The organism is Mesorhizobium sp. ESP6-5, assembly GCF_020164695.1.
In the GTDB taxonomy this organism is placed as follows: Bacteria; Pseudomonadota; Alphaproteobacteria; order Rhizobiales; family Rhizobiaceae; genus Mesorhizobium; species Mesorhizobium australicum.
Map to the genome: position 1 here is coordinate 88,127 of NZ_JAIUGR010000014.1, position 22,066 is coordinate 110,192.

The window sequence follows — 22,066 nt, forward strand, 5'->3', positions numbered from 1 at the left end:
TCATGAAGCTCAGGCAAGCGCCGCGGCGATGGCGTGCACGGCCTTCAGCGTTGCCCTGGAATAGGCCATGTTGCTGAAATCCGGCCAGGTCGACAGCTTCACCACGACTATTCCTGTGTTCCAGTCGATATGGATCAACTGTCCGAACACGCCACGGCACATCAGTGCCCGCGAGCTGGGATTCTCGATCCAGAACTGGTTGCGATAGCTGCCCTCGGGCAGGCTGGCCGAGAAATCCGGACCATGCCTGCCGGTACGCGTCGCCTCGATCCAGTCCGCCGGCACGATGCCGCCGCCATTGTCGAGGATCAGCTGGCCAAAGCGGGCGTAGTCGCGCAGCGTCGCGTTGAAGCCGCCATCGGCCAGCGCATAGCCGGCGCTGTCGACGGTGAAGCAGGCGCTTTCGTCAGCCCCGAGCTTTTGCCAAAGTTCTTCCGAGACGAGTTGCGCCAGCCGCTTGCCGGTCACCCGTTCCATGATGAAGGCGAGCACGTCCGTCTCGATCGAGCGATATTCGAACGTGGCTCCATGCGGGCGAACCGTGTCCTTCAAGCCCAGGATCAGTTCGAACATGTGCGATGGCCAGCGGAAATCCGGATCGCTGCCCGGTGGCACCGGCTTCCAGCCGGTGGCGACATCGACCTGGCCGATGTCGGAATAGCGGTCGGTGTATTCCTCCGAAAACCGCACGCCGGTGGTCATATCAAGCACATGCTGGACGCTGGCGCCGGCCCACCCGGTCGCGCTCAGTTCCGGCAGGTAGTCCGTCACTGGCTTCGCCGGATCGATCAGGCCGCGCCCGGCCAATATGCCGAACACCGAGCCGGTGACCGACTTGGCCATCGACTGCGACAGGTGCAGCGTGCGCTCGTCCATGCCGTTGAAATAGCGCTCATAGGCTATCCTGCCGTCCTTGAGCACCAGGAAGCCGTCCGTATAGGTCTCGTCGAGCAAGCCGGCGAGTGTCGAAGGCCTGCCCTCGCTGTCCTCGACCGCCAGCCCGTCGAGATCAACCTCGGCGCGTTCGAGACGGTGGCGATGGCCAGCGCCGCGCCAGACTTCCACGGTCGGCAGAATTTCCCGGATGTGCTGGAAAGCCCAGCGGTTCCAGGGCGGCCTGTCCCAGTCGAGCCTCGGCGGCAGCATGGCGGGCGGCGAGCCCTGCATGATCGGCGGCCGCGGATCGCTGTTGCGGTAAGATGTCATGGAACCCTCCCCGTAAGCGCAAAGAAGGGAGGCCGAAGCCTCCCTCCCGCTGGACTTTAGACCGAACCTATTTGCGCAAATTGGTCCAGATCTTGTTGTAAATCTCCACCACATCTGGCGGACAGGGCGGAACGAATTCCGCTACCGGCGCGCCTGCCGGCGGATTGAGTTCCGGCGAATTGGCGAAATCCGGCTGCAGGAACTTGTGGCTGCCCGCAATGCCGTTGTCGTAACCGGCGAATTCCGAGATCAGCGCAGCGTTTTCCGGAGCCATGATAAAGTCCTGGAACAGCTTGGCATTGTCGAGGTTCTTGGCGCCCTTCAGCACCGCGACATTGTCCATCCAGCCCTCGATGCCCTCCTTGGGATAGGCGTATTTGATGGCCGGGATTTTCTGCCGCGAGCGATAGGTCGCGCCATTCCACTGCTCCGTCACGATCACATCGCCGGAAGTGATCTTGGTGATGGTGTCGTAGCTGAAGGTCTTCCATGACGGCTTGGCGGCCATCAGGATGTCGTTGACCTTCTTCAGATTGGTCTTGTCGGCACCGCAGCGCGGCGCGCCGGCATAACGCTCGGCCGCATGCATGACGGTGTTGACATCGTCGAGCATATTGATCTGGCCCTTCAGCTCCGCCGGCGGGTCGAAGAGGATGGCCAGCGTGTCGATGTTGCCCTTGAACTTGTCTGTGTTGACCGCGAATGCCGTGGTGCCAAACTGCCACGGCGCGGTGTAGTGGCGGCCGCTGTCCCAATAGACGTCGACGAAACGCGGATCGATGTTCTTGCCGTTGGGCATTGCATTGGGCTCGGTTTTTTCGAGCAGGCCCTCGTCGACCATGATCTTAACGGTGTAGTCCGAAGGCACCACGATGTCGTAGCCGGAATTGCCAGCGCGTACCTTCGACAGCATGGTTTCGTTGGAATCATAATCGTCCAGCGTTACCTTGATGCCGTACTGTTTCTCGAATTTATCGATCAGCTTGGGGTTGGTGTAGTCACCCCAATTGTAGATATGCAACTCGCCGTCGGCGAGTGCCGGCACTGCCCACATAAGCACGGCCGTCGAAACGGCCGCCATCAACTTTCTAGACATTTTTGTTCTCCTTGCCTTCCCATTGTTGTCGTGGAGCTTTTGGTCACTTGGCGCGTCGGCGCGCGATCAGGAATGACACCGAGACGAAGAGGATCGAGACCAACAGCAGTATGGTGGAGATGGCATTGATCTCCGGCGTCATCGGCCGCCTGATCTGGTTCCAGATGTAGAGAGGCAAGGTCGTCTGGCCGGGGCCGGCGACGAGCTGCGTGATGGTGAAATCGTCGAAGGAGACGATAAAGGCGAGCGCCGCACCCGACATTATACCGGGAACAAGCAAGGGAAGTGTTATGCGCCGGAACGCATGCCAGGGCGTGGCGTAGAGATCGGCCGCGGCGGATTCGAGCGTCAGGTCCATGTCCTCGAGACGTGCCCGGATCGGCATGTAGGCGAAGGGGATGCAGAACACGGTATGGGCGAGGATCAGATTGCCGATGCCGAAATTCAGACCGAAGGCCCCGGCGATCAGGGCGAAGAAGGACAATGTCGCCACCGCGGTTATGATCTCGGGAACCATCAGCGGCAGGTTTATGACCATGAAGGCGGCCGGAAGGCCACGCCACGGCTTCACCCGGGTCATGCCGATCGCCGCCAGCGTGGCGCAGATCGTCGAAACGATCGTCGCGCTCACCGAGATGATCAGCGTGTTCTCGGCGGCGTTGTGAAATTCCTCATTGAGCAGTGCGGTGCCGTACCAAGTCAGGCCGACGCCCTCCCAATGGGTGACAAGCGAACCCGTGTTGAACGAAAAGATCATCAGGATCAGGATCGGCACGTAAAGCACGCCAACGCATATGATGGCGATCGTGCGGAACCCCGGCTGATCCTTGATATCTACGTTGCGGGGATCAGCCATGCTGCACCTTCCCCGACGTGTTGCGAACGTAGAAGTACAGCGCCACGAGCACCGCGGCCATTAGGATCAGCGCTTGCGCGCAGCCGAGCGGCCAGTTGCGTCCCGAGCCGAATTGCTGGGCGATGAGATCCCCTATCATCAGATGGATGCCGCCACCAAGGATCAGCGGCGTGACGTAGGCGCCGAGTGCCGGGATGAAGACGAGCAGGCAGCCGGCGATGATGCCGGGCAACGACAGCGGGATGATCACCCGCCACAACACTTTGCGACGGGTGGCGTAAAGGTCATAGCCGGCCTCAACCAGCCGGAAATCCATTTTTTCCAGGCTTGAATAAAGCGGTAGGATCATGAACGGCAGAAAGGAATAGAGCAGGCCGAGTTGGATAGCGAAATTAGTATAGAGCATCGTGATCGGCTTATCGATCACACCCAACGCCATCAGCGCATTGTTGACCAGTCCTTCGTCGCGGATGATGAACATGATCGCCAGCGTACGCACCAAAAGGTTCGACCAGAACGGAATGGTGATCAAAAGCACCCACCAGTTGCGCTGCGCCGGCGGCCGCGTCGCCATGAAGTAGGCGGTTGGAAAGCCAAGCAGCAGGCAGATGACCGTCGTCACCACGGCGAACAGGAACGAGCGCAGGTAGATGATCAGGAAGTCCGGCGTGAACTGCAGCGTGTCATCGAAAATATCGCGCTGGAACAGGAAGTTCAGATAGGCGTCGGTCGAGAACTGCCATTGCACGCCGCCATAGGGCGCTGCCTGGAGAAACGAATAAACGCATATGATGATGAGCGGCAGCACGCCGAAAATGCCGATGATGATCAGCGCCGGCACGGAGAGCAGCCGGTTGCGCCGTGCCGAGGCCTTGGCGGCACCTGCTTCGAACAAGGCGGCTTTTGAGAGTGCGGTTGCCATCAGTCCCTCAACACCTGTGCGGCGTCGTTGCCAATAGCAATGCCGACCTTGTCGCCCTGCTCGAAACCGCAGCCTGCGCTGCGGGTGTTCTGCTGGCGGACCGTGAAGGCCTCGCCACTGTCGAGGCGGACCTGAATGTGCGTATCAGTGCCGAAATAGACGATGTTTTCGACCGTTCCGGAAAGATCACCCTTGGTCGTTGTCAGCTTGGCATGTTCGGGCCGCACCACCACGGTGGCGTTGTCCTTGGGCTGGAAGCCTTCCGCCACCGTGGCATTTATCATCGCCCCGGATTTGAGCGTCGCGCGGGCCTTTCCATCGCTGACGCCGGCAATGGCGGCGGTCAAGAAGTTGGTCTCGCCGATGAAGTCGGCAACGAAACGTTCGGCCGGCTTGTCGTAGATGTCCCAAGGCGAACCCACTTGCAGGATCTTGCCCGACGACATCACGGCGATACGGTCCGACATGGTCAGCGCTTCCTCCTGGTCGTGGGTGACGAAGATGAAGGTGATCCCGGTCTCGTGCTGCAGCCGCTTCAGCTCGATCTGCATCTCCTTGCGCAGCTTGTAGTCGAGCGCGGAGAGCGGCTCGTCGAGCAGCAGCACCTTCGGCTGCGGCGCCAGCGCACGGGCCAGTGCCACACGCTGCTGCTGGCCGCCAGAGATCTGGCTGGTGCGGCGGGAAGCCAGCGCCTCCATCTTGACCAGCTTCAGCATCTGAGCGACGCGCGCCTTGATCTGATCCTTTGGCTTGCCCAGCATTTCCAGGCCGAAGCCGATGTTCTCGGCCACCGTCATGTGCGGGAACAGCGCATAGGACTGGAAGACGGTGTTGACCGGGCGCTTGAACGGCGGCAAGGGCGCGATGTCCTGGCCGTAGAGCAGGATTTCGCCGGCTGTTGGAAAATCGAATCCGGCGATCAGCCGCAAAAGAGTGGTCTTGCCGCAGCCGGACGGCCCAAGCAGCGTGAAAAACTCGTTCTCGCGAATGGAAACCGAGATCTTGTCGAGGGCAGCGACCTGCCCCTCACCCGATCCGAAAATTTTGCTGACGTTTACTACTTCAATCGCATTCCGATCCGGTTTGTCCGGCACGATTACGCCTCACTGTTGACCCCGCTCTTGCTGGCGGAGCTGTTCCCCTGTTGGATGTGACCACACGCCCGGTATGTTGGCAAGCCCGGCATTGACTCACAGTTCAGTGTACTCTTGGGGTAGCAAGCCCCATGCCACAGTCAGGCTTGGTAGGTGATTCTGCCGCCACAGATGGTCGTCACCGGCCGCACCGTATGCAACGCTTCCGGGGCAGTCCTCTCGATATCGGCCGACAAAACGACCAGATCCGCCAGATAACCCGGCTTCAGCACGCCTTTGCGGTGTTCCATGAATTCGCTGTAGGCGCCCTCGACCGTATAGCCGGCAAGCGCTTCATGCAGCGAGAAACTCTGGTCCGCCAAGCCCTCTGCCCAAGGCTTTCGCATCACCGCCGCTTGGATGCCCAGGATCGGATCAACCGGCGAGACCGGCCAGTCGGAAGCGAACACGACGCGGGCGCCAGCATCCTTCAGCGTGCGCCAGGCATAGCTCAGCGGCCACCTTTCGCGACCGATGCGCGAAATCGTCGGCTCCAGCGGAAAGTTCATGGCGCCGGGCGGATGCGGCGGTTGCATCGAAGCGATGACGCCAAGTTCGGCGAACCGCGGTACATCCGTCGGGGTGATGACTTCGATATGCTCGACGCGGTGACGGCTGTCCCGCTTGCCGTTGTTCTCCTGCGCCGCCTGATAGCCGTCGAGCACCGCGCGGACTGCGCCGTCACCGATCGAATGAACGGCGATCTGCAGGCCTCTGCGGTCGGCCTCCACTGCCACCTCGGCGAAGTGCTCGGGCGTGAACAATGGCTCGCCGCGCCAGCCGGGACGGTCGGCGTAGTCGTCGACCATCACGGCAGTCCAAGAATCGAGCACACCGTCGTAAAACACCTTGACCATGCCCGAGGACAGCCATTCGGAGTTATAGGTCGCGGCCATAGCCGACGCTTTTTCAAGCATGCCCAGTGTCATGAAGTTCTTGAAATGGAACGGGATTTTTGTACGGCATATAAGCCGCCCTTCCGCCTCCAGGCCGGCAAGCAATTCAAGCTGGTAGAGGTTGCCATCCATGTTCTGGATCGACGTGATGCCATGCCTGGCGCACCATTCGAGACCGCGATGCATCAGATCGCGGTCGGCAGCCAATTCCTCGGCCGAAGGATAAGGCTCCGGCTCCATGCCAGTCAGGCCGAGCCGCGTGCGGTTCTGGCCAAAGAATTCCAGAATCGGACCAAATGCCTCACCTTCGCGCAATTCGCCCGAGGCCAGTCCGTCGGCGCCCATGACGATTTCGTTGCCCGGCCCCAATTGGCGGCCATGCAGAAGCCCTGCCTGCTCCAGCGCCTTGGTGTTCGCCCACATCGTGTGATGGTCGGAAGCCGACATGGCGAAGGGGCGGTCGGGAATGATGCGGTCGAGATGATGCCGCGTAACCGGCTCGGGAAGGACCGCATAGTCGACGCCGGCGCCGATCAGAAGCTTGGCATTGGGCCGCGCCGCGGCAAAGAGCTGGATAGCATCGCGCAAGGCATCGAAGCCATGCACGCCAGCCAGGTGCAGATTGTCGAGTTCAGCCGCGCCGCCGAACAGATGCATATGGGCCTCGATGAAACCCGGGATCACCGAACCGCCCTCGGCGTCGATGACCTTTGTACCCCTTCCCCTGAACTCTCCGATTGCAGCACCGCTGCCAATGGCGATGATGGCGCCGTCCTTGACGGCAACGGCCTCGGCGGCGGGATTGTCACCGTCCATGGTCAGCACACGACCGTTGATGACAATCAGATCCGCATTGTGACCCGCACCCGTAACAGACATCGCTACTCCGCGCTTTTGACGACTGACTTTAGACCCGACAACCCCGTGCCCAACAACCCACTCCACAGGAGCGGCGCCATGGGACAAAAATAGATGCCAGTACGCTGTCTTCGAAATTTCCCTTGTTATCCCAAGAGACAGTGTGGATAAAGAATGCGACTGATTATTCGCGTTTGTCAACATGCCGGATTTAGAATGTATTGTGGACAGCACGCCCCGCTTGTGTTGGGACCAGGCGGGGAACGAGGGCATCAAGCAGTGAAGCGCAGTCTCGACCGCAAAACCAAGATAGCGCTCGAGCCGCGCAAGCAGCCGCGGCAACAACGGTCCAGCAAGGTGGTCGACAGGATTCTCGACGCTGCGCTGATCCTGACGCGGGAGCAAGGAACCAGGACACCGACGACGCTCGCCATCGCGCAGCGCGCGGGCCTGTCGGTCGGTTCGGTCTACCAGTACTTTCCCAACAAGGAAGCCATTCTTCTGGATCTCGCCCGGCGCTGGCTGTCATCCTTTCCCGAGGTGATCGCGAGGCGCATCAAGGTCGCCCCGCCCACCAACCGCGAAGAATTTCGGCGGGAAGTGCGCAAGCTGTTCATCGACACGTCCAAGCTCTACCTCGAAAACGCCACCCTGATGCCGGTGATCGAGGCCATTTCAGGCAATGCCGACCTGCGGCCGATCCAGAACGAATATGACGACCAGATCATCGCCCTCTATGCTGCATGGCTGCAGCATGTGAACCCCGCACTCGAAGGCAAGATCGCCAGCCGGCTCGGCGTGCTGATGATGGAGGTCGGGCACGTCTGCCGGCTCGTTGGGCTGAAGAAGGACCGCAGGACATTCGACCTCATCGAGGACGATGTGGAAACCATGTGGCTCGCCTTGGTGAGCCCCTACCTCAACCTTGACTGACCGGTTTCAAATGCAATTCCAGACGGAAAACCGCTTCACACTTTTCCTGGAATTGCCGTAGCTTCGCACTTCGAGAGGAATTTCATGAAGACTGTCTATTCGCCGCTTCACGCCGGTCATGCCGGGCAGATGGAACTGGTCACCTCAGCCATCGTGCCCGGCTTCGAAAGGCCCTCGCGGGCGGAGTTCATCAAGGCGCGGGTCGAAAGCGAGAAGCTCGGACCAATCATTGCCCCGGTCGAGCACGACCTCGCCGCCGCCAAGCGCGTCCACAGGGCCGACTACATCGACTTCCTGCCGACCGTCTGGCCGCAATGGATCGCCGAGGGCCATGCGGGCACGGCGATGCCCTTCACCTGGCCGACGCGCGGACTGCGCGGCGACGTGCCGCCCAAGCGCATCGACGCCCTGCTCGGCTATTATTCCTTCGACGGCGGCGCCACCTTCGTCGAGGGCACCTGGGCCGCGATCAAATCGTCCTTTGACGTCGCGCTGACCGCCGCCGGCCTGGTCAAGGACGGCGAGAGGTCGGCCTTCGCGCTCTGCCGTCCGCCCGGCCACCATGCCGGGGCCGGCTTCATGGGCGGCTATTGCTACATCAACAACGCGGCCGTCGCCGCGCAATGGTTCCGCGACCAGGGCGCCAAGCGTATCTCGATCCTCGATGTCGACTATCACCACGGGAACGGCACGCAGGAGATCTTCTATGACCGCGCCGACGTACAGGTTCTCAACCTGCACGGTGATCCCATGGTCGAGTACCCGTTCTTCCTCGGCCATGCCGATGAGCGTGGCGCGGGGGCCGGCGAAGGCTTCAACATCAACTACCCCATGCCCTTCGGCACCGGCTGGGATGCCTGGAACGTGTCGCTGGAGGATGCCTGCGCCAGGCTCGCCGCCTACGCTCCCGACATCGTCGTCGTCTCGCTCGGCGTCGACACTTTCGAAAAGGACCCGATCAGCCAGTTCAAGCTGAAAAGCCTGGATTATCCGAAGATCGGCCAGCGCATCGCCAAGCTCGGCCTGCCGACGCTGTTCGTCCAGGAAGGCGGCTATGCCGTCGAGGAGATCGGTATCAATGCCGTCGGCGTGCTGACCGGGTTCGAGGATCGGTAGAGCGGTCGTCCAGAAAGCGCAGCGCCTGCGGGGAGGACGGACAAAGGAAGGGTGGCGGCAGCCGCCCCTTTTTTGCATCCTGAGGCGCCGCGTAAGCCTCGCAAAAATCATGGCCGGCCTGCGCGGCTCGATTTCCGTGCCCAGGAAATGCAAAGAAATTGGCCGCTGAGTCGCAGGCCGAGTCCACCGGATTCGATTTTGTCAAATCGCGTTTGATGTCGGATTCATCTGCGGGTAGATTAGACCCGAATCAGCCGGTCCTCGGGGGGCGCGGCGACCACCCAAAGTCTCACGTTCCGGAATTTTTCCGGCGCCAGACGCGGATGTCTCGCGTTCCCTGAATGGATTCCGTCTGGTTGGGCGCGGCCCCGCGCCTCGTGTGTGTCTCGTAAAAGTAACGCGTTTTCGGGTTCGGCGGCTGGCATTCCAGCAGCCGGGCATCAGAATTGATTCCGACCAAAAAGCAGCAGATGAGCAGTCCCGCCGCGCCTCTTCAATCCGACACATTGGGCTCGCGCCTGACGTCGCGCGGTGATCTCACCTCCTTCTTCATGGAGCTGACCGCCGAGATCGGCGCCGACAGCTACATGCTGGTCGCCATCGTCCATGACCAGGACCGCAACGATGCACGTATCGTGTCTTCGAACTGGATCTTCGACGCCATCGAGTTGATCGGCAAGCGGCTGATCGCCGGCCTTGCACAGGGCCCGCTCACCGCCGCACCCGGTATCCGTCCGACGCCGCTGGTTGCGGCCCAGGCGCCGGATGCCGGCGGGCTGGTCTCGGGCGAAGAGGCTCGGCTCCTCGACGTGCTCGGCCATGCCGAGGTCTATTCACTGCGGCTGAATGTCGGCCGTCAGCGCCTGTTCGCCTTGTTCTCGGCGGCCGTCGCCGGCCGGATCGACCAGCCGGCGCTGATGAAGGCGCAGCTGAAATGCTGCTACGCGCTTTCGCACATCCCGCAGTTGATCGCCGCCGCGGCGATGCAGGATCCGCTGTCGGACCGCGAGCGCGAATGCTTGTTCTGGGTCTCGGAAGGCAAGACCACCGACGAGGTGGCGGTGATCCTTGGCGTCTCCTCCAACACCGTCAACAGCTACATCACCCACGCCATCCAGAAATTCGCGGCCTCGAACCGTGCGATGGCCATCGCCACGGCGATCAGGAGTGGCATCATTTGAAACACGCCGACATCAAGGAGGCCGCGGAGGCTCTTTTCAACGAGCAGCGCAGCCCGTTCGGTGCCTTCTCGCTGGGATCCGAAACACATCACGCCGTCACCATTCCCGATGCGGTGCGCCGCTGCCGCTGGATCTCAGTCGACATCAACGCCTCGGCCTTCGGCCTGTACTTCGTCAGCCCGTCGCCGGAGCGCGCCCGGCTGGTCCCGTGCTTTGATTCAGATTATCCCGGCGTCGCGGTGGCCACCAAGTTCATTTCAGGCGCCAATGGCGAGGACATCGTTCGCCATAGCCGGATTTCGACCGAGCCGCGCTGGTGGACGGATGATGGCGTGTCGGCCATGGCCGACATGTTCGGCAATCTCGCCTGGACCGGACAGATAGCGCCGCTGACACCCGGGTCGAGCGGCATTGCCTTCCCCGTCCATGCCGATCGCGGTCAATGCGGTCTTGTCGTCTTCCTGGGATCGGAGATCGCGCTGGCGCAGGATGCGCTCTACGAAATTCACGCTCGCTGCTTCTCGCTGTTCGCCGCCGTCGCGCGGATGCGTCCGGGAGACGTCGGCAGAATGCGCTCGATCTCCAAGCGCGAGCTTGAATGCCTGAAGCTGACCGCCAACGGCAACACCAGCGAGGAGATCGCGCGGCTCCTGAAACTGTCGGTGCACACCGCCAACCAGTACCTCACCCAGTCGACCCAAAAGCTCAATGCGGTCAACCGCAACCAAGCGGTCGCCAAGGCGTTGCGGCTGGGGCTTATCGAGTAGCCGCTCTCGGCTGAAGGAAGCGCTTTAGAACGCCAGCGGTTCGACCTTGCGGATGCGGGCCTGTTCGATCACCGCCTCCAGCAGCGCCGTGTTGTGCCCGGGGTCTTCGCCCGGCTTTTCAAACGACACGTAATTGACCAGGACCGTGCTGCCGGTCTCGCTCAGCGTCAGCTGGAAATAGACGGTCACGCCGGGCGGCCTGAGTTCCAGATCGAGCACGATGCGCGGGCTGCCGCTCCAGTCGACATGTGCCTCGCCGCCATGACCGAGCCTAAGCGTACCCGGCATGAAGAACAGCTCCGCCGCTGAATCGACCAGATCCGACAGGCAGGCGAAATGCTCCAGCCGGATGAAGGCGATATAGTCGGCGACGTCGATCAGCCTGAGCTCCACCACCACCTGTTCGATGGCGCTGGCGACGATGATCTCGCGGGATTTTGCGTGCGGTTGCCGGTTCATGAAATCTGTCTGCGCTCAGCCTTTTTCGAGTAGACGATCCGCACCAGTTCGGCGACGGCCTGGTAGAATTGTGATGGGATCACATTATCGACCGAAACTTGCTTGTACATGGAGCGGGCGAGCGCCACGTCCTCGAAGATCGGGATGTTATGCTCCTTGGCGATTTCGCGGATTTTCAGCGCCACCAGATCCTGCCCTTTCGCTACGACCAGCGGCGCCGAATCTTCGTCGCGCACATATTTCAGCGCAATCGAGAAATGGGTGGGATTGGCGATAACGAGCGTCGCGCGCGGCACCGCCGTCATCATCCGCTTGCGCGCCCGGTCGCGCGCCAACGAGCGCAGCCGCGACTTGACGATCGGGTCGCCTTCGGACTGCTTGAACTCGTCCTTGACCTCCTGCTTGCTCATGCGCAGGTCCTGCTTCCAGTGAAAGCGCGACCAGACGATGTCGATCGCCGCGATCAGTCCCATGACGAACACGATCGCCACCAGTATGTCGACGGCGATGCCACGGATGACGAGGCCGAAAGCGACGGGATTGGTGATCATCCCGGCAAGCAGCTTGCGGTGGTCCTCCGACAGCGTGAAGGTGAGCACGGTGATGGCGAAACCGACCTTTGCGAGCGATTTCAAAAACTCGACCCAGCCCTGGGCGCCGAACATCCGGTTCCAGCCCTTGGCGATCGATATGCGCGACATCTGCGGCCTGATCCGCTCGCCGACGAATTGCGGCATGTTCTGCAGCACGGAGGCGCCGATGCCGGCAACCGTCAGCAGCACCAGCAGGCTCACGACGGCGCGACCCACTTCGAACAAGACCTGCTTGTAAAGCGCGATGACATCGGTCTCGGTGTCCATCGGCCAAGCCTCGGGCTTCTCCAGGAACATCGACAGGAACGTGCTGAGGTCGACGACGGCGTCCTTGGCATAGAAGACTGTGAACACCAGTATGGCGACGAACGAGGCGAGGAGCGCCGTTTCCCTCGAATGGGGCAGCTTGCCCTGTTCGATGGTATCGCGGATCTTCTTTTCCGTCGCCTCTTCGGTTTTCGAGTCCTTGTCGGTGGCGTCGGACATGCCTTAGGCGGCGTTCTGCGTCGAGGGAAGTTCGAAGGCCCCTTCGCGCGACAGGCGGATGGTGGTCGTCACGATCGTCTTGCGCGCGGCCATGATATCGGCGGCCGGGACACCCTCCGAGCCTTGCCCGAGTTCGGCCTCGATCATGCGTCGCGAGCGCGCGCCGATCGCCGACAGCACCGCCTCGGCCAGTGCGGCCGACGTGCCGCGCAGCGCCAGCGTGACAAGCTCGGTCGACAGCCCGTCGAACAAAAGCACGCGCGCCTTCTGGGTGAGTAGCGGCAGGTCGTCGAAAGCGAACAGCCGGGCACGGACACCGTCGAGGTCGGGCGTGCCGGCGGCTTCGAGATCCTGCATGACCTCCTCAAGCAGGGGCTTTTCCAGCTCGTTGAGCACGCTGGCGACGCGCGCCTGCCCGGCCGAAGTGTCCTTGGTGGAGGTATCCGACAGCACGCTGGAGCGCAGCCGGTTCTCGACGATCCTGGTGGCGGCGGCCGGAACGTTGGCCATCGTCACCATGCGCTTGATGATCTCGCCGCGCATCGGCTTCGTCAGTGTCAAAAGCACACTCGCCGCCGCCTGCGGCCCCAGTTTCGACAGCACCATGGCCGCCGTCTGCGGGTGTTCGCCCGCCAGGAAGGCGCCCAGCCGCGAGGGTTCGAGCTTTTCGAGATCGGGCCAGATCGGCGGCGGCCCTTCAGGCGCGACCTCGAATTTCTTGTCGCCCATGATGGCACTCATCTCTTCGGGCGAGAGAGACTCGTTGAGAATGGTGTCCATCCTGTCGGCGGAATCGAGCAGGCCGGCGCCCTCGGTGAACTCGGCCTCGAATTCGGCGACGATGCGCTCGAGATCGCTCTGCGGAATCGTCCTGAGCAGCCGCGCGCCCTCGATCAGCGCCTTCAGCTCTTCCTGCTTGAAGAATTTCAGGAGACGGCTGGCGGACGGTTTGCCCATCGCCACCAATATGGCGGCCGCCTTCTGCGCGCGCGTCAGGGTCGTCAGCGGCGTCGTCATGCCTTTCGCCTCCGCCGCCACCGGCGAGCTCCGCGATCCATGTCTAGGCGCCCTTCGTGCCGGCGATGATTTCGGTCAGCCTGATGCCAAAGCGCGAAGGGTCGCTTTCGAGCACGGTGATCTCGCCGCGCGCGATCTTGCGGCCGTTCACCACGACATCGACCGGCTCGCCGATGCGGCGATTGAGCGCGACCGTCGACCCCTTCTGCAGCGCCATCAGATCGGCAACCGCCATCTCGGTGCTGCCGAGGATGATCTGGACATCGACGGGGATGTTCATGATAACGCTTGAATTGGCCCCCGCCGCAGCCCGGAACGCCGCATCGGGGCGCTGTTCTTCTTCGTGCAGGACCCCGCGCAATTCCTCGATGGCGCGATCGAGCTGCTCGTCCGGCTGGTCGAGCTCTGCTTCTACCTTGGTCTTGGCCATGCGTCGTCTCCAAAAGCTCAGGCGCGCCCGGCACCAGCCGGCATGAGCCCATCGATGAAATCCTGCCCGGCATCGAAAGGATGCCTGATTCGGACGGTGTAATTCTGACCCAGTTTGCCGAACTCGCATACGAACAGCGTCTGGCCGCGCGCGCCGAGGCGAGCCCGCGATTGCGCCGTTTCTTCGAAGTCGATGACCTGGCCCACTTCGAGGTTGGCGAGGTCGCCCAGCGTCAGCCGCGCCAGCGGCATGGTGGCCTCGAGCGCTACGGTCGAGCGCATCACCTCTTCCGAAAAGCGTGCCCGCCAACTGGTTCCGTGATCGTCCTCGCTGATGCTGGCCGTGGCATCGCGGCCCGCCAGCACGATGCGCTGCGGCATCGTCACGGTAATCGAGCCGCTGTCGACCGGCGTCGAGATGCCAAGGACGATGCGGATCGCGGCACCGTCGCGCAACACGTGCCGCCTGGCCTCGATTCCCGACATGGCGCGCGGTGCGGGCAGCCGCAGTTCGAGCGAGCGCCGCCCCGATCCATTCAGCGCCTGCGCCACTTCCTGGAGCACCATGGTCGAGACATCGGCCTCGATCGACGACAGCTCGCGCTCGATCGGCGACACCGGCATATCCGGGTCGCCGCCGAACAGGGTGGAGACCATGATCGCGATTGCGGGAGCATCCATGACGAGTGTCATCGCGTCCGAGGACGCCGGCGAGCCGACGACGGTCATCGCGAAATTGTCGCCGGCGCGCGAGCGCGCCTCCGGGACGCGGCTGACCTCGACGGCCTTGAGGTCGACAATTACGGGAATGCCGAGCTCGCCCGAGAGTCCCTTCTGCAGCAGCGGCACGGCGCGTTCGGCCATGGCACGGCCGGCGTCGACGACCTGATCGGTCTCACCGCTGTCGCCGACCAGACGCTCGATGATCAACGAACGCGCCTGCGAGGGGCTGCCCGGACTCGTCATGACAGTTTTGGCACCGATCTGTCGCGCATCGCTCAGGCAGCCTTCTTCTCGGCGCTGCCGGTGTTCATGGTGCTCTGCTCGACCGCGTCGATGGTCGGCCGTTCATAGGAGGAGATGGTCTTGCGGCCGAACTCGATCGCCACCTGCGGCAGCGCACCGTTCATGTAGGCGAGCAGCGTCTGCTTGACGATGATGTAGAGGCGGTTCTTCTTCTCGCGCACCGTCTTGATCTTGGTGGCGACAGGTCCGACCACCGCATAGGACAGGAAGATGCCGAGAAAGGTGCCGACCAGCGCCGCGCCGATCAGGCCGCCGAGGATTTCCGGCGACTGGTCAAGCGCCCCCATCGCCTTGACCACGCCGAGCACGGCGGCGACGATGCCGAGCGCCGGGAGGCCGTCGCCGACCGCGACCAGTGCGTGATAGGCCTTCATCTTGTCGGATTTGATGGTCTGGATTTCCTCGTCCATCAGCGCCTCGATCTCGTGTGAGCGGGCATTGCCGATGATGATGATGCGGCAGTAGTCGCAGATGAAATTCATCAAATCGTGGTTCTTGAGCACGGTCGGAAAGGCCTGGAAGATCGCCGACTCCTCCGGATTGTCGATATGCGCCTCGACCTCGCTGCGCGACTTGGAGCGCAACTCGCGCATCAGGCTGTGCAGCACGCCGAGCGTTTCCAGATAGTCCTGCTCCTTCGGCACCGCCTGCTTGAAGGCTTCCAGAATGCCCTTGCCGGTATCCTTGACAGTCTTCATCGGATTGGCGACCAGGAAGGTGCCGAGTGCGGCGCCGCAGATGACCACGGCTTCCCATGGCTGCACCAGCACGTGCAGATGCCCGCCCATGGCCATGAAGCCGCCAAGGACGCAGCCAAGCGTCACCACAAGTCCAATCAGAATGCCCACGACCGGTCCTTCCGCATTTCACGTCGGACAAGGGATAGTCCCCGTGCCTTGTGTGAGGCTTGAATCCGAGCCGCCATGGCACGAAAGTTGGCGATTCAGTTTCGCGCAAGGAAGTGAGCTTATTGTGCTGGCATAGCTTCGGCCGGAGGCGCGTCCTTGCTCAGTACCTATACCAGCTACCAGTTGATCACCAAAGACATCAACAAGTCGATCGACCGCATCGAGCAACAGCCGACAGTCGACCGCGATACCCAATATTATCTCGCCAACATCACCCAGGTGAAATCGATCGACGATTTCGTCAAAAATGACCGGCTGTTCAAATACGCCATGAAGGCCTACGGCCTTGAGAACATGGACTACGCCAAGGCCTTCATGGTGAAGGCGCTCAAGGAAGGCGTCTCCGATCCCAACAGTTTTGCCAACAAACTGACCGACAAGCGCTACGCCGCGTTCGTCAGCGCCTTCAATTTCGCCGCCAACGGCCCTAATGCGACGATCTACAACAAGGCGCAGCAACTGGTGACCAGCAACTATGCGCTGCAAGTCCAGATCGGCGCCTCGCAGGCAGGACTCTCCTACTACCAGAGTGAAACCGCCTACTACGTCACCAACATCTCCAATGTGAAGTCGATCGACGACCTGATGGGCAACAGCCGCCTGCTGACATACGCGATGGCCGCGTTCGGCCTCGACGCCGAGACCGAACCGGCCGCAACCGTCAGGGCCATGCTCGAAGGTGGCGTCAGCGACCCCAACAGTCCCGCCAACAAACTGACCGACAAGAGCTACGCCAACTTTGTCTCGGCCTTCGACTTCGCCCAGTATGGCGATCAGACAACCACGCGCGATGCTGCCCAGCAGGCGGTGCCGAAAGGCTATGTGGCCGGAACCGGACTGAAATTGGTCGAACCGAGCGCCCAGTATATCAAGGGCGAGGCGGACTATTACGCGGCAAACATCTCCAAGGTGAAGTCGATCGACGATCTCATGGCGGACAAGCGCCTGCTCACCTTCGCCATGGCTTCCTACGGATTGGATGCGTCGACCGAAAAGCCGCTGCAGATCAGCACGATGCTGGCGGGCGGCGTCAGCGATCCCAACAGCCCGGCAAACAAGCTGACGGACAAACGCTACGCCAACTTCGTCACGGCGTTCAACTTTGCCCAATATGGCGATCAGACAACGTCGCGCGACGAGGTGCTGAAAGACACGCCGAAGATCTACACCACCGGGTCGGCCCTTGGCCTGATCCCGCCGAACGCGGAGTCCATAAAATCGGAGACCGCATACTACCTTGCCAACGTCACGAACGTGAAATCCATCGACGACCTGATGGCCAACAGCCGGTTGTACAACTATGCGCTCTCGGCTTACGGACTCGATCCGGCGACGGAAAGCAAGGATCTCATCCGCAGCGTGCTGACCGGGGGCATTCGCGACGCCGACAGCGTCGCCAACAAGATGACGAACAAGGCTTATGCCGGGCTCGCCGCCGCTTTCAACTTCGAGCAGTACGGCGAAGCAGCCACCACCATCAATCCGGCGCAGCAGCCGACCGTCGACAACTACATGCGCCAGACCCTCGAGGAGGACGCCGGCAAGACCAATGAGGGCGTGCGGCTGGCGCTCTATTTCGACCGCAAAGCATCAACCATCACCAGCTGGTACGACGTGCTGGCCGACACGGCGCTTGCCAGCGTGGTGCGCACCGCGCTGGGGCTGCCCGATTCTTTCGCCACCGCCGACATCGACAAGCAGGCGCAATTGTTCGGGCAGAAGCTCGACATCTCGGATTTCACCGACCCAGTGAAACTGAACAACTTCCTGACCCGCTTCACCAGCATGTACGAGATCAACAATCCGACCTCGACGGCGGTGACGTCGGTCAGCGTGCTCTTTGCCAAACCGGTCACATCGGGCATCTCCACCGACCTGATGATGGCCATGCAGAAACTGAAGTTCTGATCATGCGAGACAGTCTCTACGTTGCCCTCTCCGCGCAGATAGCCCTCGAGCGCCGGCTCGACACGATCGCCGACAACGTCGCCAACGCCAGCACCGTCGGCTTTCGCGCCACCGGCGTGAAGTTCGAGGACGTGGTGTCTGGCGCAGGGCAGAAGTCGGTTTCGTTCGCCTCCTCCGGCAAGACCTTTCTGTCGGGGGCACACGGCGCCATGACGGAGACCGGCAACCCGTTCGATTTCGCCATCCAGGGCGACGCCTGGTTCGCCATCGACACGCCAGTTGGCACCGTCATGACCCGCGACGGCCGTTTCTCGATGAACGAGAATGGCGAGCTGATGTCGGTCGAGGGCCATCCGGTGCTCGACGCCGGCGGGGCGCCGATCCAGCTCGATCCCCGCAACGGTCCGCCCAAGGCCGGCGCCGACGGCTCGCTGCGCCAGAACGAACAGCTCGTCGGCTCCATCGGCCTCTACAATTTCGACCCGGGCGAGAATTTCGTGCGCTACGGCAATTCCGGCATTGTGCCCGCACGCACGCCCGAACCGGTCACCGACCGCTCCGACATCGGCGTCGCCCAGGGTTTCCTCGAGGAATCCAACGCCAATCCCGTGCTGGAAATGACCCGGCTGATCATGGTCCAGCGCGCCTTCGAGAACACTGCCGCGCTGATGCGGCAGACCGATTCCTCCGCCGAGGAGGCGATAAAGACGCTCGGCTCGAAGTCGTAGCATGTCGTCAGAGCAGCCAGCCCTCCGCGCACCCGAAAGACAGCTCCAGCCGGCGCCGCTGGATCGGCTTGCCGCTTTGGAGCGGATTATCAGGCGCTTTGGCGACAGCGACGGGCTGGTCAAGCGCGGCGGGCTCGTCACCGAAGTCACATCAACGCACTACAAGGTGCGCGGCCTTTCCGATTTCACCAGGCTGGGTGACATTGTCGAGCAGCGCGGTCAGTCCGGCTCGCGCCGCGGCGAGATCGTCAAGATCAGCCGCGACGAGGTTGTGATCGCCCCCTTCGAACGCAGCGCCGACGCCGGCATCGGCGATGCCGTGTTCCGCAGGGGTCCGCTCGCGGTGGCGCCGCATGCCTCGTGGCGCGGCCGCGCCATCGACGCGCTCACCCGGGCAATCGACGGTGGTCCGCCCTTGGTCAGGGGCGACGACATGTCGGCGGCCGTCGCGACACCCGGCGCCATGGCGCGGCAGCGCGTCGGTACCGCCTTCATGACCGGCGTCAAGGTCATCGACATCTTCACGCCGCTCTGCTTCGGCCAGCGCATGGGGGTCTTCGCCGGATCGGGCGTCGGCAAGTCGACGCTGCTTGCCATGCTCGCCGGCGCCGACGCGTTCGACACCGTCGTCGTGGCGCTGATCGGCGAACGCGGCCGCGAGGTCCGCGAATTCCTCGAGGATACGATCGGCGACAGCATGGCCAAGACCGTGGCCGTCGTCGCCACCAGCGACGAGAGCGCCATGATGCGCCGGCGCGCGCCAGACACCGCCATGCGCGTCGCCGAGCATTTTCGCGACCAGGGCCACCGTGTGCTGCTGGTGCTGGATTCGATCACCCGCTTCGCTCACGCCCTGCGCGAGGTGGCGACGGGAACCGGCGAGCCGCCGGTTGCCCGCGGCTATCCCGCATCGGTCTTCACCGAACTGCCCAAGCTGCTCGAGCGCGCCGGGCCTGGAACCGAAGGCCCAGGACTGGAAGGCAAGGGATCGATCACGGCCATCATTTCCGTGCTGGTCGACGGCGATGATCACAACGATCCGGTCGCCGATTCGGTGCGCGGCATCCTCGACGGCCATGTCGTGCTCGACCGCGCGATCGCCGAACAGGGCCGCTATCCGCCCGTCAATCCGCTGTCGTCCATCTCGCGACTGGCCGGCAAGGCCTGGAGCGTCGAGCAGCGAGCCCTGGTGACGCGGCTGAAGTCGATGATCTCCCGTTTCGAGGACACGCGCGACATCCGGCTGCTCGGCGCCTATCAGGGCGGCGTCGACGCTGAACTCGATATGGCCGTACGCCAGGTGCCCCTCATCTATGAGGCGCTGACGCAATCGCCCAGGGACCGTCCGTCCGCCGATCCGTTCTCCGATCTTGCCCGCCATCTCAAGGGAAAGCAGAATGCCGAACCAAGAGACTGAACGCCAGTACACCGAGCGCCTCCTGAACGAGATGATCGCCGAAGCGAACGCCGCGGAGCAGGCTCGAGCGGAGGAGGCCAGGGTCGCCAGGGCAAACGCCGCCGCCGCCATGGCTGCCCCGACCGCGGTTGTTCTGGCCAAGGCCGTCAAATCGGCTCTCCCCAGATCCGAGCCTTTGCCGGCCCGGACTGCCGAGCCCCCTGTGAATTCCCTTCCCCGCGTCGAGGCTGCCGATATGGCTCAAGCCAGTCGCGAATCGCTGATCGATGGCCTGTTTGCCGCCAGCGAATGGCCGCAGCCGCCAAAGCCGCAATTCCCCAGACTGGGCAAGAAGAAGGCGGACCGTCGCAGCGACGTCGTCATCGCAGCGCTCGGCATCACGCTCGGCCTGACCTGCGCCCTGTTTCCCTGGTACATCTTCTTCAACCAGGACCAGTTCGGCGTGCAGGCGATCAAGTTCGGCGGCACCGGTACCAATTCGGGACGTGCGGGAGGTGGCGTGGTCGCCGAGCGCAGCGCGCCGCTGACCGCCAGGGACGTTCCCAACGCCGATGTGGATCTGCTTGCCACCGGCACGGTGCAGGACGACTCCAAAACGCAGCCGCCCGGCGAGCAACCCTTCCCCGCCGACATCGCGAAGTTCCGCATGGTCCATGTCGCCAATGGCCGCGCCATGATCGAGGACGACACCGGCCTGTGGATGGTCCAGCGCGGTTCGACGCTGCCGGATTCCAGCAAGGTATCGGCGATCGAGCAGCGCAACGGCAAATGGGTCATGCTCACCAGTGCCAACCAGGTGATCGAGCTTTCCAGATAAGCCGTCACGGTTTTGTGCCGAGGATGATTTCAGGTCGGATCGTCCTGAAATCATCCGTCTCCATTTCAAGAGATGGAGCATGATGTCGTCCGAAAACCGCTTCACCGTTTTCGCCTTCACGTTCTAGCGACCGATCGCAAGGTCCGCGCAAGACTGGCGTCCTAGTCTTTGGGCACATGCCCGGAGATTCCCATGGAGCCTGTTTCCCTTTTCGATCTCGCCGCCAAGCAAGCGCAGTGGCTGTCGGTACGTCAGTCGGCGGTCGCCGGCAACATCGCCAATGCCAACACGCCGGGCTACACGGCAAACGACGTCGAGCCGTTCGAGAAGGTGCTCGACCGCACCGCGGTGTCGCTCCAGATCACCGAGCCCGGTCATCTCGGCACTGCGGCGACCAATGCCGGCTTCTCCATCAAGCCGCAGGAAGACGACGGCGTGGTCATGCCCTCCAAGAACACGGTCGTGCTTGAAGACCAGCTTCTCAAGGCCGGCGAGGTGCGCCGCTCCTTCGAACTCAACACGGCCATCGTCAAGGCATTCCACTCAATGATGATGATGGCGGTGAAGAGCTGACCATGGACGCACTGACCGCAGCCCTCAAAGTCGCAGCATCAGGCCTTGGCGCTCAGTCCGAGCGCCTGCGCGTGGTTTCGGAAAACCTCGCCAACGCCCAGTCGACAGGCACCACGCCGGGCGCCGACCCGTATCGCCGCAAGACCATCAGCTTCGTCTCCGAACTCGACCGGGCCTCCGGCAGCTCGACGGTGGAGGTGAATTCGATCGACCGCGACCCGAGCAATTTTCCCGTCGAATTCCAGCCCGGCAACGAGGCCGCCGACGACAAGGGCTACGTCAAGATGCCCAATGTGAACGTGCTGATCGAGATGGCCGACATGACCGAGGCCAACCGCTCCTACGAGGCCAACCTGCAAGTCGTGAAGCAGGCGCGTGATCTCATTTCAATGACCATCGACCTGATGAGGAACCAATGATCGTCAACGGCATCGGCGCGCTTAACCTGAAGCCTGGGCTGGGCGATACAGCCACCGATCTGCTGCAGGGTGGCGTTGCGCCGGCGGCATCGGGCAACCTTGGCACCTCCTTCGCCGAAGCGGTGAGCCAGGCTGCCTCCAAGACCGTCAGCACCATGCAGAATGCCGAGCAGGTGTCGATGCAGGCGCTCAAGGGCGACGCCGACACCCGCCAGGTGGTCGATGCCGTGATGAGCGCCCAGCAGGCGCTGCAGACCGCCGTCGCCATCCGCGACAAGGTGGTCTCGGCCTATCTCGAAGTCAGTCGCATGGGCATCTGAGG

At 62.5% G+C, this 22,066-nt stretch carries 23 protein-coding genes; 11 read left to right on the forward strand and 12 right to left on the reverse strand.

Annotated features, from left to right (window positions below):
- Positions 1 to 9 precede the first annotated feature (9 nt).
- The 6 genes from LB524_RS22390 to LB524_RS22415 all read right to left on the reverse strand — a co-directional run bounded on the left by LB524_RS22390 (position 10) and on the right by LB524_RS22415 (position 6,988).
- Positions 10 to 1,206 carry a serine hydrolase domain-containing protein gene (locus LB524_RS22390; RefSeq protein ID WP_140713488.1) on the reverse strand — a complete coding sequence of 399 codons (1,197 nt, stop codon included), beginning with the start codon at positions 1,204 to 1,206 and terminating at the stop codon, positions 10 to 12.
- A gap of 67 nt (positions 1,207 to 1,273) precedes the next feature.
- Entirely contained in the window at positions 1,274 to 2,302 is a 1,029-nt protein-coding gene (locus LB524_RS22395; protein ID WP_224530182.1) for an extracellular solute-binding protein, read from the reverse strand.
- A 43-nt stretch (positions 2,303 to 2,345) separates the two neighbouring features.
- On the reverse strand, positions 2,346 to 3,158 hold the full coding sequence (locus LB524_RS22400; RefSeq protein ID WP_140661826.1) for an ABC transporter permease: 813 nt from the start codon (positions 3,156 to 3,158) through the stop codon (positions 2,346 to 2,348).
- The gene (locus LB524_RS22405; RefSeq protein ID WP_224530184.1) at positions 3,151 to 4,080 is read right to left on the reverse strand and encodes an ABC transporter permease; all 930 of its coding nucleotides are present in this window, start codon (positions 4,078 to 4,080) and stop codon (positions 3,151 to 3,153) included. The genes LB524_RS22400 and LB524_RS22405 overlap by 8 nt, the downstream gene beginning before the upstream one ends.
- Positions 4,080 to 5,174 carry an ABC transporter ATP-binding protein gene (locus tag LB524_RS22410; protein ID WP_224530188.1) on the reverse strand — a complete coding sequence of 365 codons (1,095 nt, stop codon included), beginning with the start codon at positions 5,172 to 5,174 and terminating at the stop codon, positions 4,080 to 4,082. The genes LB524_RS22405 and LB524_RS22410 overlap by 1 nt, the downstream gene beginning before the upstream one ends.
- 140 nt (positions 5,175 to 5,314) lie before the next feature.
- Entirely contained in the window at positions 5,315 to 6,988 is a 1,674-nt protein-coding gene (locus LB524_RS22415; RefSeq protein WP_224530191.1) for an amidohydrolase, read from the reverse strand.
- Positions 6,989 to 7,246: 258 nt separating this feature from the next.
- Here LB524_RS22415 and LB524_RS22420 point away from each other — a divergent pair, with 258 nt between their 5' ends.
- The 4 genes from LB524_RS22420 to LB524_RS22435 all read left to right on the forward strand — a co-directional run bounded on the left by LB524_RS22420 (position 7,247) and on the right by LB524_RS22435 (position 10,964).
- Entirely contained in the window at positions 7,247 to 7,900 is a 654-nt protein-coding gene (locus LB524_RS22420) for a TetR/AcrR family transcriptional regulator (RefSeq protein WP_140823150.1), read from the forward strand.
- Positions 7,901 to 7,984: 84 nt separating this feature from the next.
- Entirely contained in the window at positions 7,985 to 9,016 is a 1,032-nt protein-coding gene (locus LB524_RS22425) for a histone deacetylase family protein (protein WP_224530194.1), read from the forward strand.
- Between the two features lie 470 nt (positions 9,017 to 9,486).
- On the forward strand, positions 9,487 to 10,197 hold the full coding sequence (locus LB524_RS22430; RefSeq protein ID WP_224530209.1) for a helix-turn-helix transcriptional regulator: 711 nt from the start codon (positions 9,487 to 9,489) through the stop codon (positions 10,195 to 10,197).
- Positions 10,194 to 10,964 (forward strand): helix-turn-helix transcriptional regulator, encoded by a 771-nt coding sequence (locus tag LB524_RS22435; protein WP_224530211.1) that lies wholly within the window; start codon positions 10,194 to 10,196, stop codon positions 10,962 to 10,964. The genes LB524_RS22430 and LB524_RS22435 overlap by 4 nt, the downstream gene beginning before the upstream one ends.
- A 24-nt stretch (positions 10,965 to 10,988) precedes the next feature.
- On the opposite strand, the gene LB524_RS22440 is transcribed toward LB524_RS22435, so the two are convergent.
- The 6 genes from LB524_RS22440 to motA are packed head-to-tail and all read right to left on the reverse strand — an operon-like array spanning position 10,989 to position 15,822.
- Positions 10,989 to 11,423, reverse strand: coding sequence for a hypothetical protein (locus tag LB524_RS22440; protein ID WP_015315925.1), 435 nt, complete (start codon positions 11,421 to 11,423; stop codon positions 10,989 to 10,991).
- Positions 11,420 to 12,502 carry a flagellar biosynthesis protein FlhB gene (gene flhB, locus LB524_RS22445; protein WP_140713476.1) on the reverse strand — a complete coding sequence of 361 codons (1,083 nt, stop codon included), beginning with the start codon at positions 12,500 to 12,502 and terminating at the stop codon, positions 11,420 to 11,422. Before flhB ends, LB524_RS22440 begins: the two co-directional genes overlap by 4 nt.
- Before the next feature lie 3 nt (positions 12,503 to 12,505).
- A complete protein-coding gene (locus LB524_RS22450) occupies positions 12,506 to 13,519 on the reverse strand; it encodes a flagellar motor switch protein FliG (RefSeq protein WP_140619464.1) in 1,014 nt (337 codons plus the stop codon).
- 43 nt (positions 13,520 to 13,562) lie between these two features.
- Positions 13,563 to 13,949, reverse strand: coding sequence for a flagellar motor switch protein FliN (gene fliN, locus LB524_RS22455; protein ID WP_015315922.1), 387 nt, complete (start codon positions 13,947 to 13,949; stop codon positions 13,563 to 13,565).
- Positions 13,950 to 13,966: 17 nt separating this feature from the next.
- Positions 13,967 to 14,914 carry a FliM/FliN family flagellar motor switch protein gene (locus LB524_RS22460; RefSeq protein WP_140619462.1) on the reverse strand — a complete coding sequence of 316 codons (948 nt, stop codon included), beginning with the start codon at positions 14,912 to 14,914 and terminating at the stop codon, positions 13,967 to 13,969.
- A gap of 32 nt (positions 14,915 to 14,946) precedes the next feature.
- Entirely contained in the window at positions 14,947 to 15,822 is an 876-nt protein-coding gene (gene motA / locus LB524_RS22465; RefSeq protein WP_015315920.1) for a flagellar motor stator protein MotA, read from the reverse strand.
- Between the two features lie 156 nt (positions 15,823 to 15,978).
- Here motA and LB524_RS22470 point away from each other — a divergent pair, with 156 nt between their 5' ends.
- From LB524_RS22470 to LB524_RS22500, 7 genes are all read left to right on the forward strand, one after another.
- Complete coding sequence (locus LB524_RS22470) at positions 15,979 to 17,790, forward strand: DUF1217 domain-containing protein (protein WP_224530218.1); 1,812 nt, start codon at positions 15,979 to 15,981, stop codon at positions 17,788 to 17,790.
- A 2-nt stretch (positions 17,791 to 17,792) separates the two neighbouring features.
- Entirely contained in the window at positions 17,793 to 18,518 is a 726-nt protein-coding gene (gene flgF, locus LB524_RS22475; RefSeq protein ID WP_224530222.1) for a flagellar basal-body rod protein FlgF, read from the forward strand.
- A gap of 1 nt (position 18,519) precedes the next feature.
- The gene (gene fliI / locus LB524_RS22480) at positions 18,520 to 19,935 is read left to right on the forward strand and encodes a flagellar protein export ATPase FliI (protein WP_224530225.1); all 1,416 of its coding nucleotides are present in this window, start codon (positions 18,520 to 18,522) and stop codon (positions 19,933 to 19,935) included.
- Positions 19,916 to 20,752, forward strand: a complete 837-nt coding sequence (locus tag LB524_RS22485; RefSeq protein ID WP_224530227.1) for a hypothetical protein — start codon at positions 19,916 to 19,918, stop codon at positions 20,750 to 20,752. Before fliI ends, LB524_RS22485 begins: the two co-directional genes overlap by 20 nt.
- 192 nt (positions 20,753 to 20,944) lie before the next feature.
- On the forward strand, positions 20,945 to 21,325 hold the full coding sequence (gene flgB / locus LB524_RS22490) for a flagellar basal body rod protein FlgB (protein WP_015315915.1): 381 nt from the start codon (positions 20,945 to 20,947) through the stop codon (positions 21,323 to 21,325).
- A 2-nt stretch (positions 21,326 to 21,327) separates the two neighbouring features.
- A complete protein-coding gene (flgC, locus tag LB524_RS22495) occupies positions 21,328 to 21,744 on the forward strand; it encodes a flagellar basal body rod protein FlgC (RefSeq protein WP_015315914.1) in 417 nt (138 codons plus the stop codon).
- A complete protein-coding gene (locus LB524_RS22500) occupies positions 21,741 to 22,064 on the forward strand; it encodes a flagellar hook-basal body complex protein FliE (protein ID WP_181166333.1) in 324 nt (107 codons plus the stop codon). Before flgC ends, LB524_RS22500 begins: the two co-directional genes overlap by 4 nt.
- The last annotated feature ends 2 nt before the right edge of the window (positions 22,065 to 22,066 follow it).

Coding starts and splice junctions, on each gene's coding strand:
- fliN (WP_015315922.1), bottom strand. CDS start 13,949: ATGGCCAAGACCAAGGTAGAAGCAGAGCTCGACCAGCCGGACGAGCAG.
- LB524_RS22395 (WP_224530182.1), bottom strand. CDS start 2,302: ATGTCTAGAAAGTTGATGGCGGCCGTTTCGACGGCCGTGCTTATGTGG.
- flgF (WP_224530222.1), top strand. CDS start 17,793: ATGCGAGACAGTCTCTACGTTGCCCTCTCCGCGCAGATAGCCCTCGAG.
- LB524_RS22390 (WP_140713488.1), bottom strand. CDS start 1,206: ATGACATCTTACCGCAACAGCGATCCGCGGCCGCCGATCATGCAGGGC.
- LB524_RS22405 (WP_224530184.1), bottom strand. CDS start 4,080: ATGGCAACCGCACTCTCAAAAGCCGCCTTGTTCGAAGCAGGTGCCGCC.
- fliI (WP_224530225.1), top strand. CDS start 18,520: ATGTCGTCAGAGCAGCCAGCCCTCCGCGCACCCGAAAGACAGCTCCAG.
- LB524_RS22500 (WP_181166333.1), top strand. CDS start 21,741: ATGATCGTCAACGGCATCGGCGCGCTTAACCTGAAGCCTGGGCTGGGC.
- flhB (WP_140713476.1), bottom strand. CDS start 12,502: ATGTCCGACGCCACCGACAAGGACTCGAAAACCGAAGAGGCGACGGAA.
- LB524_RS22485 (WP_224530227.1), top strand. CDS start 19,916: ATGCCGAACCAAGAGACTGAACGCCAGTACACCGAGCGCCTCCTGAAC.
- LB524_RS22440 (WP_015315925.1), bottom strand. CDS start 11,423: ATGAACCGGCAACCGCACGCAAAATCCCGCGAGATCATCGTCGCCAGC.
- flgC (WP_015315914.1), top strand. CDS start 21,328: ATGGACGCACTGACCGCAGCCCTCAAAGTCGCAGCATCAGGCCTTGGC.
- LB524_RS22415 (WP_224530191.1), bottom strand. CDS start 6,988: ATGTCTGTTACGGGTGCGGGTCACAATGCGGATCTGATTGTCATCAAC.
- flgB (WP_015315915.1), top strand. CDS start 20,945: ATGGAGCCTGTTTCCCTTTTCGATCTCGCCGCCAAGCAAGCGCAGTGG.
- LB524_RS22450 (WP_140619464.1), bottom strand. CDS start 13,519: ATGACGACGCCGCTGACGACCCTGACGCGCGCGCAGAAGGCGGCCGCC.
- LB524_RS22460 (WP_140619462.1), bottom strand. CDS start 14,914: ATGACGAGTCCGGGCAGCCCCTCGCAGGCGCGTTCGTTGATCATCGAG.
- LB524_RS22400 (WP_140661826.1), bottom strand. CDS start 3,158: ATGGCTGATCCCCGCAACGTAGATATCAAGGATCAGCCGGGGTTCCGC.
- LB524_RS22430 (WP_224530209.1), top strand. CDS start 9,487: ATGAGCAGTCCCGCCGCGCCTCTTCAATCCGACACATTGGGCTCGCGC.
- LB524_RS22425 (WP_224530194.1), top strand. CDS start 7,985: ATGAAGACTGTCTATTCGCCGCTTCACGCCGGTCATGCCGGGCAGATG.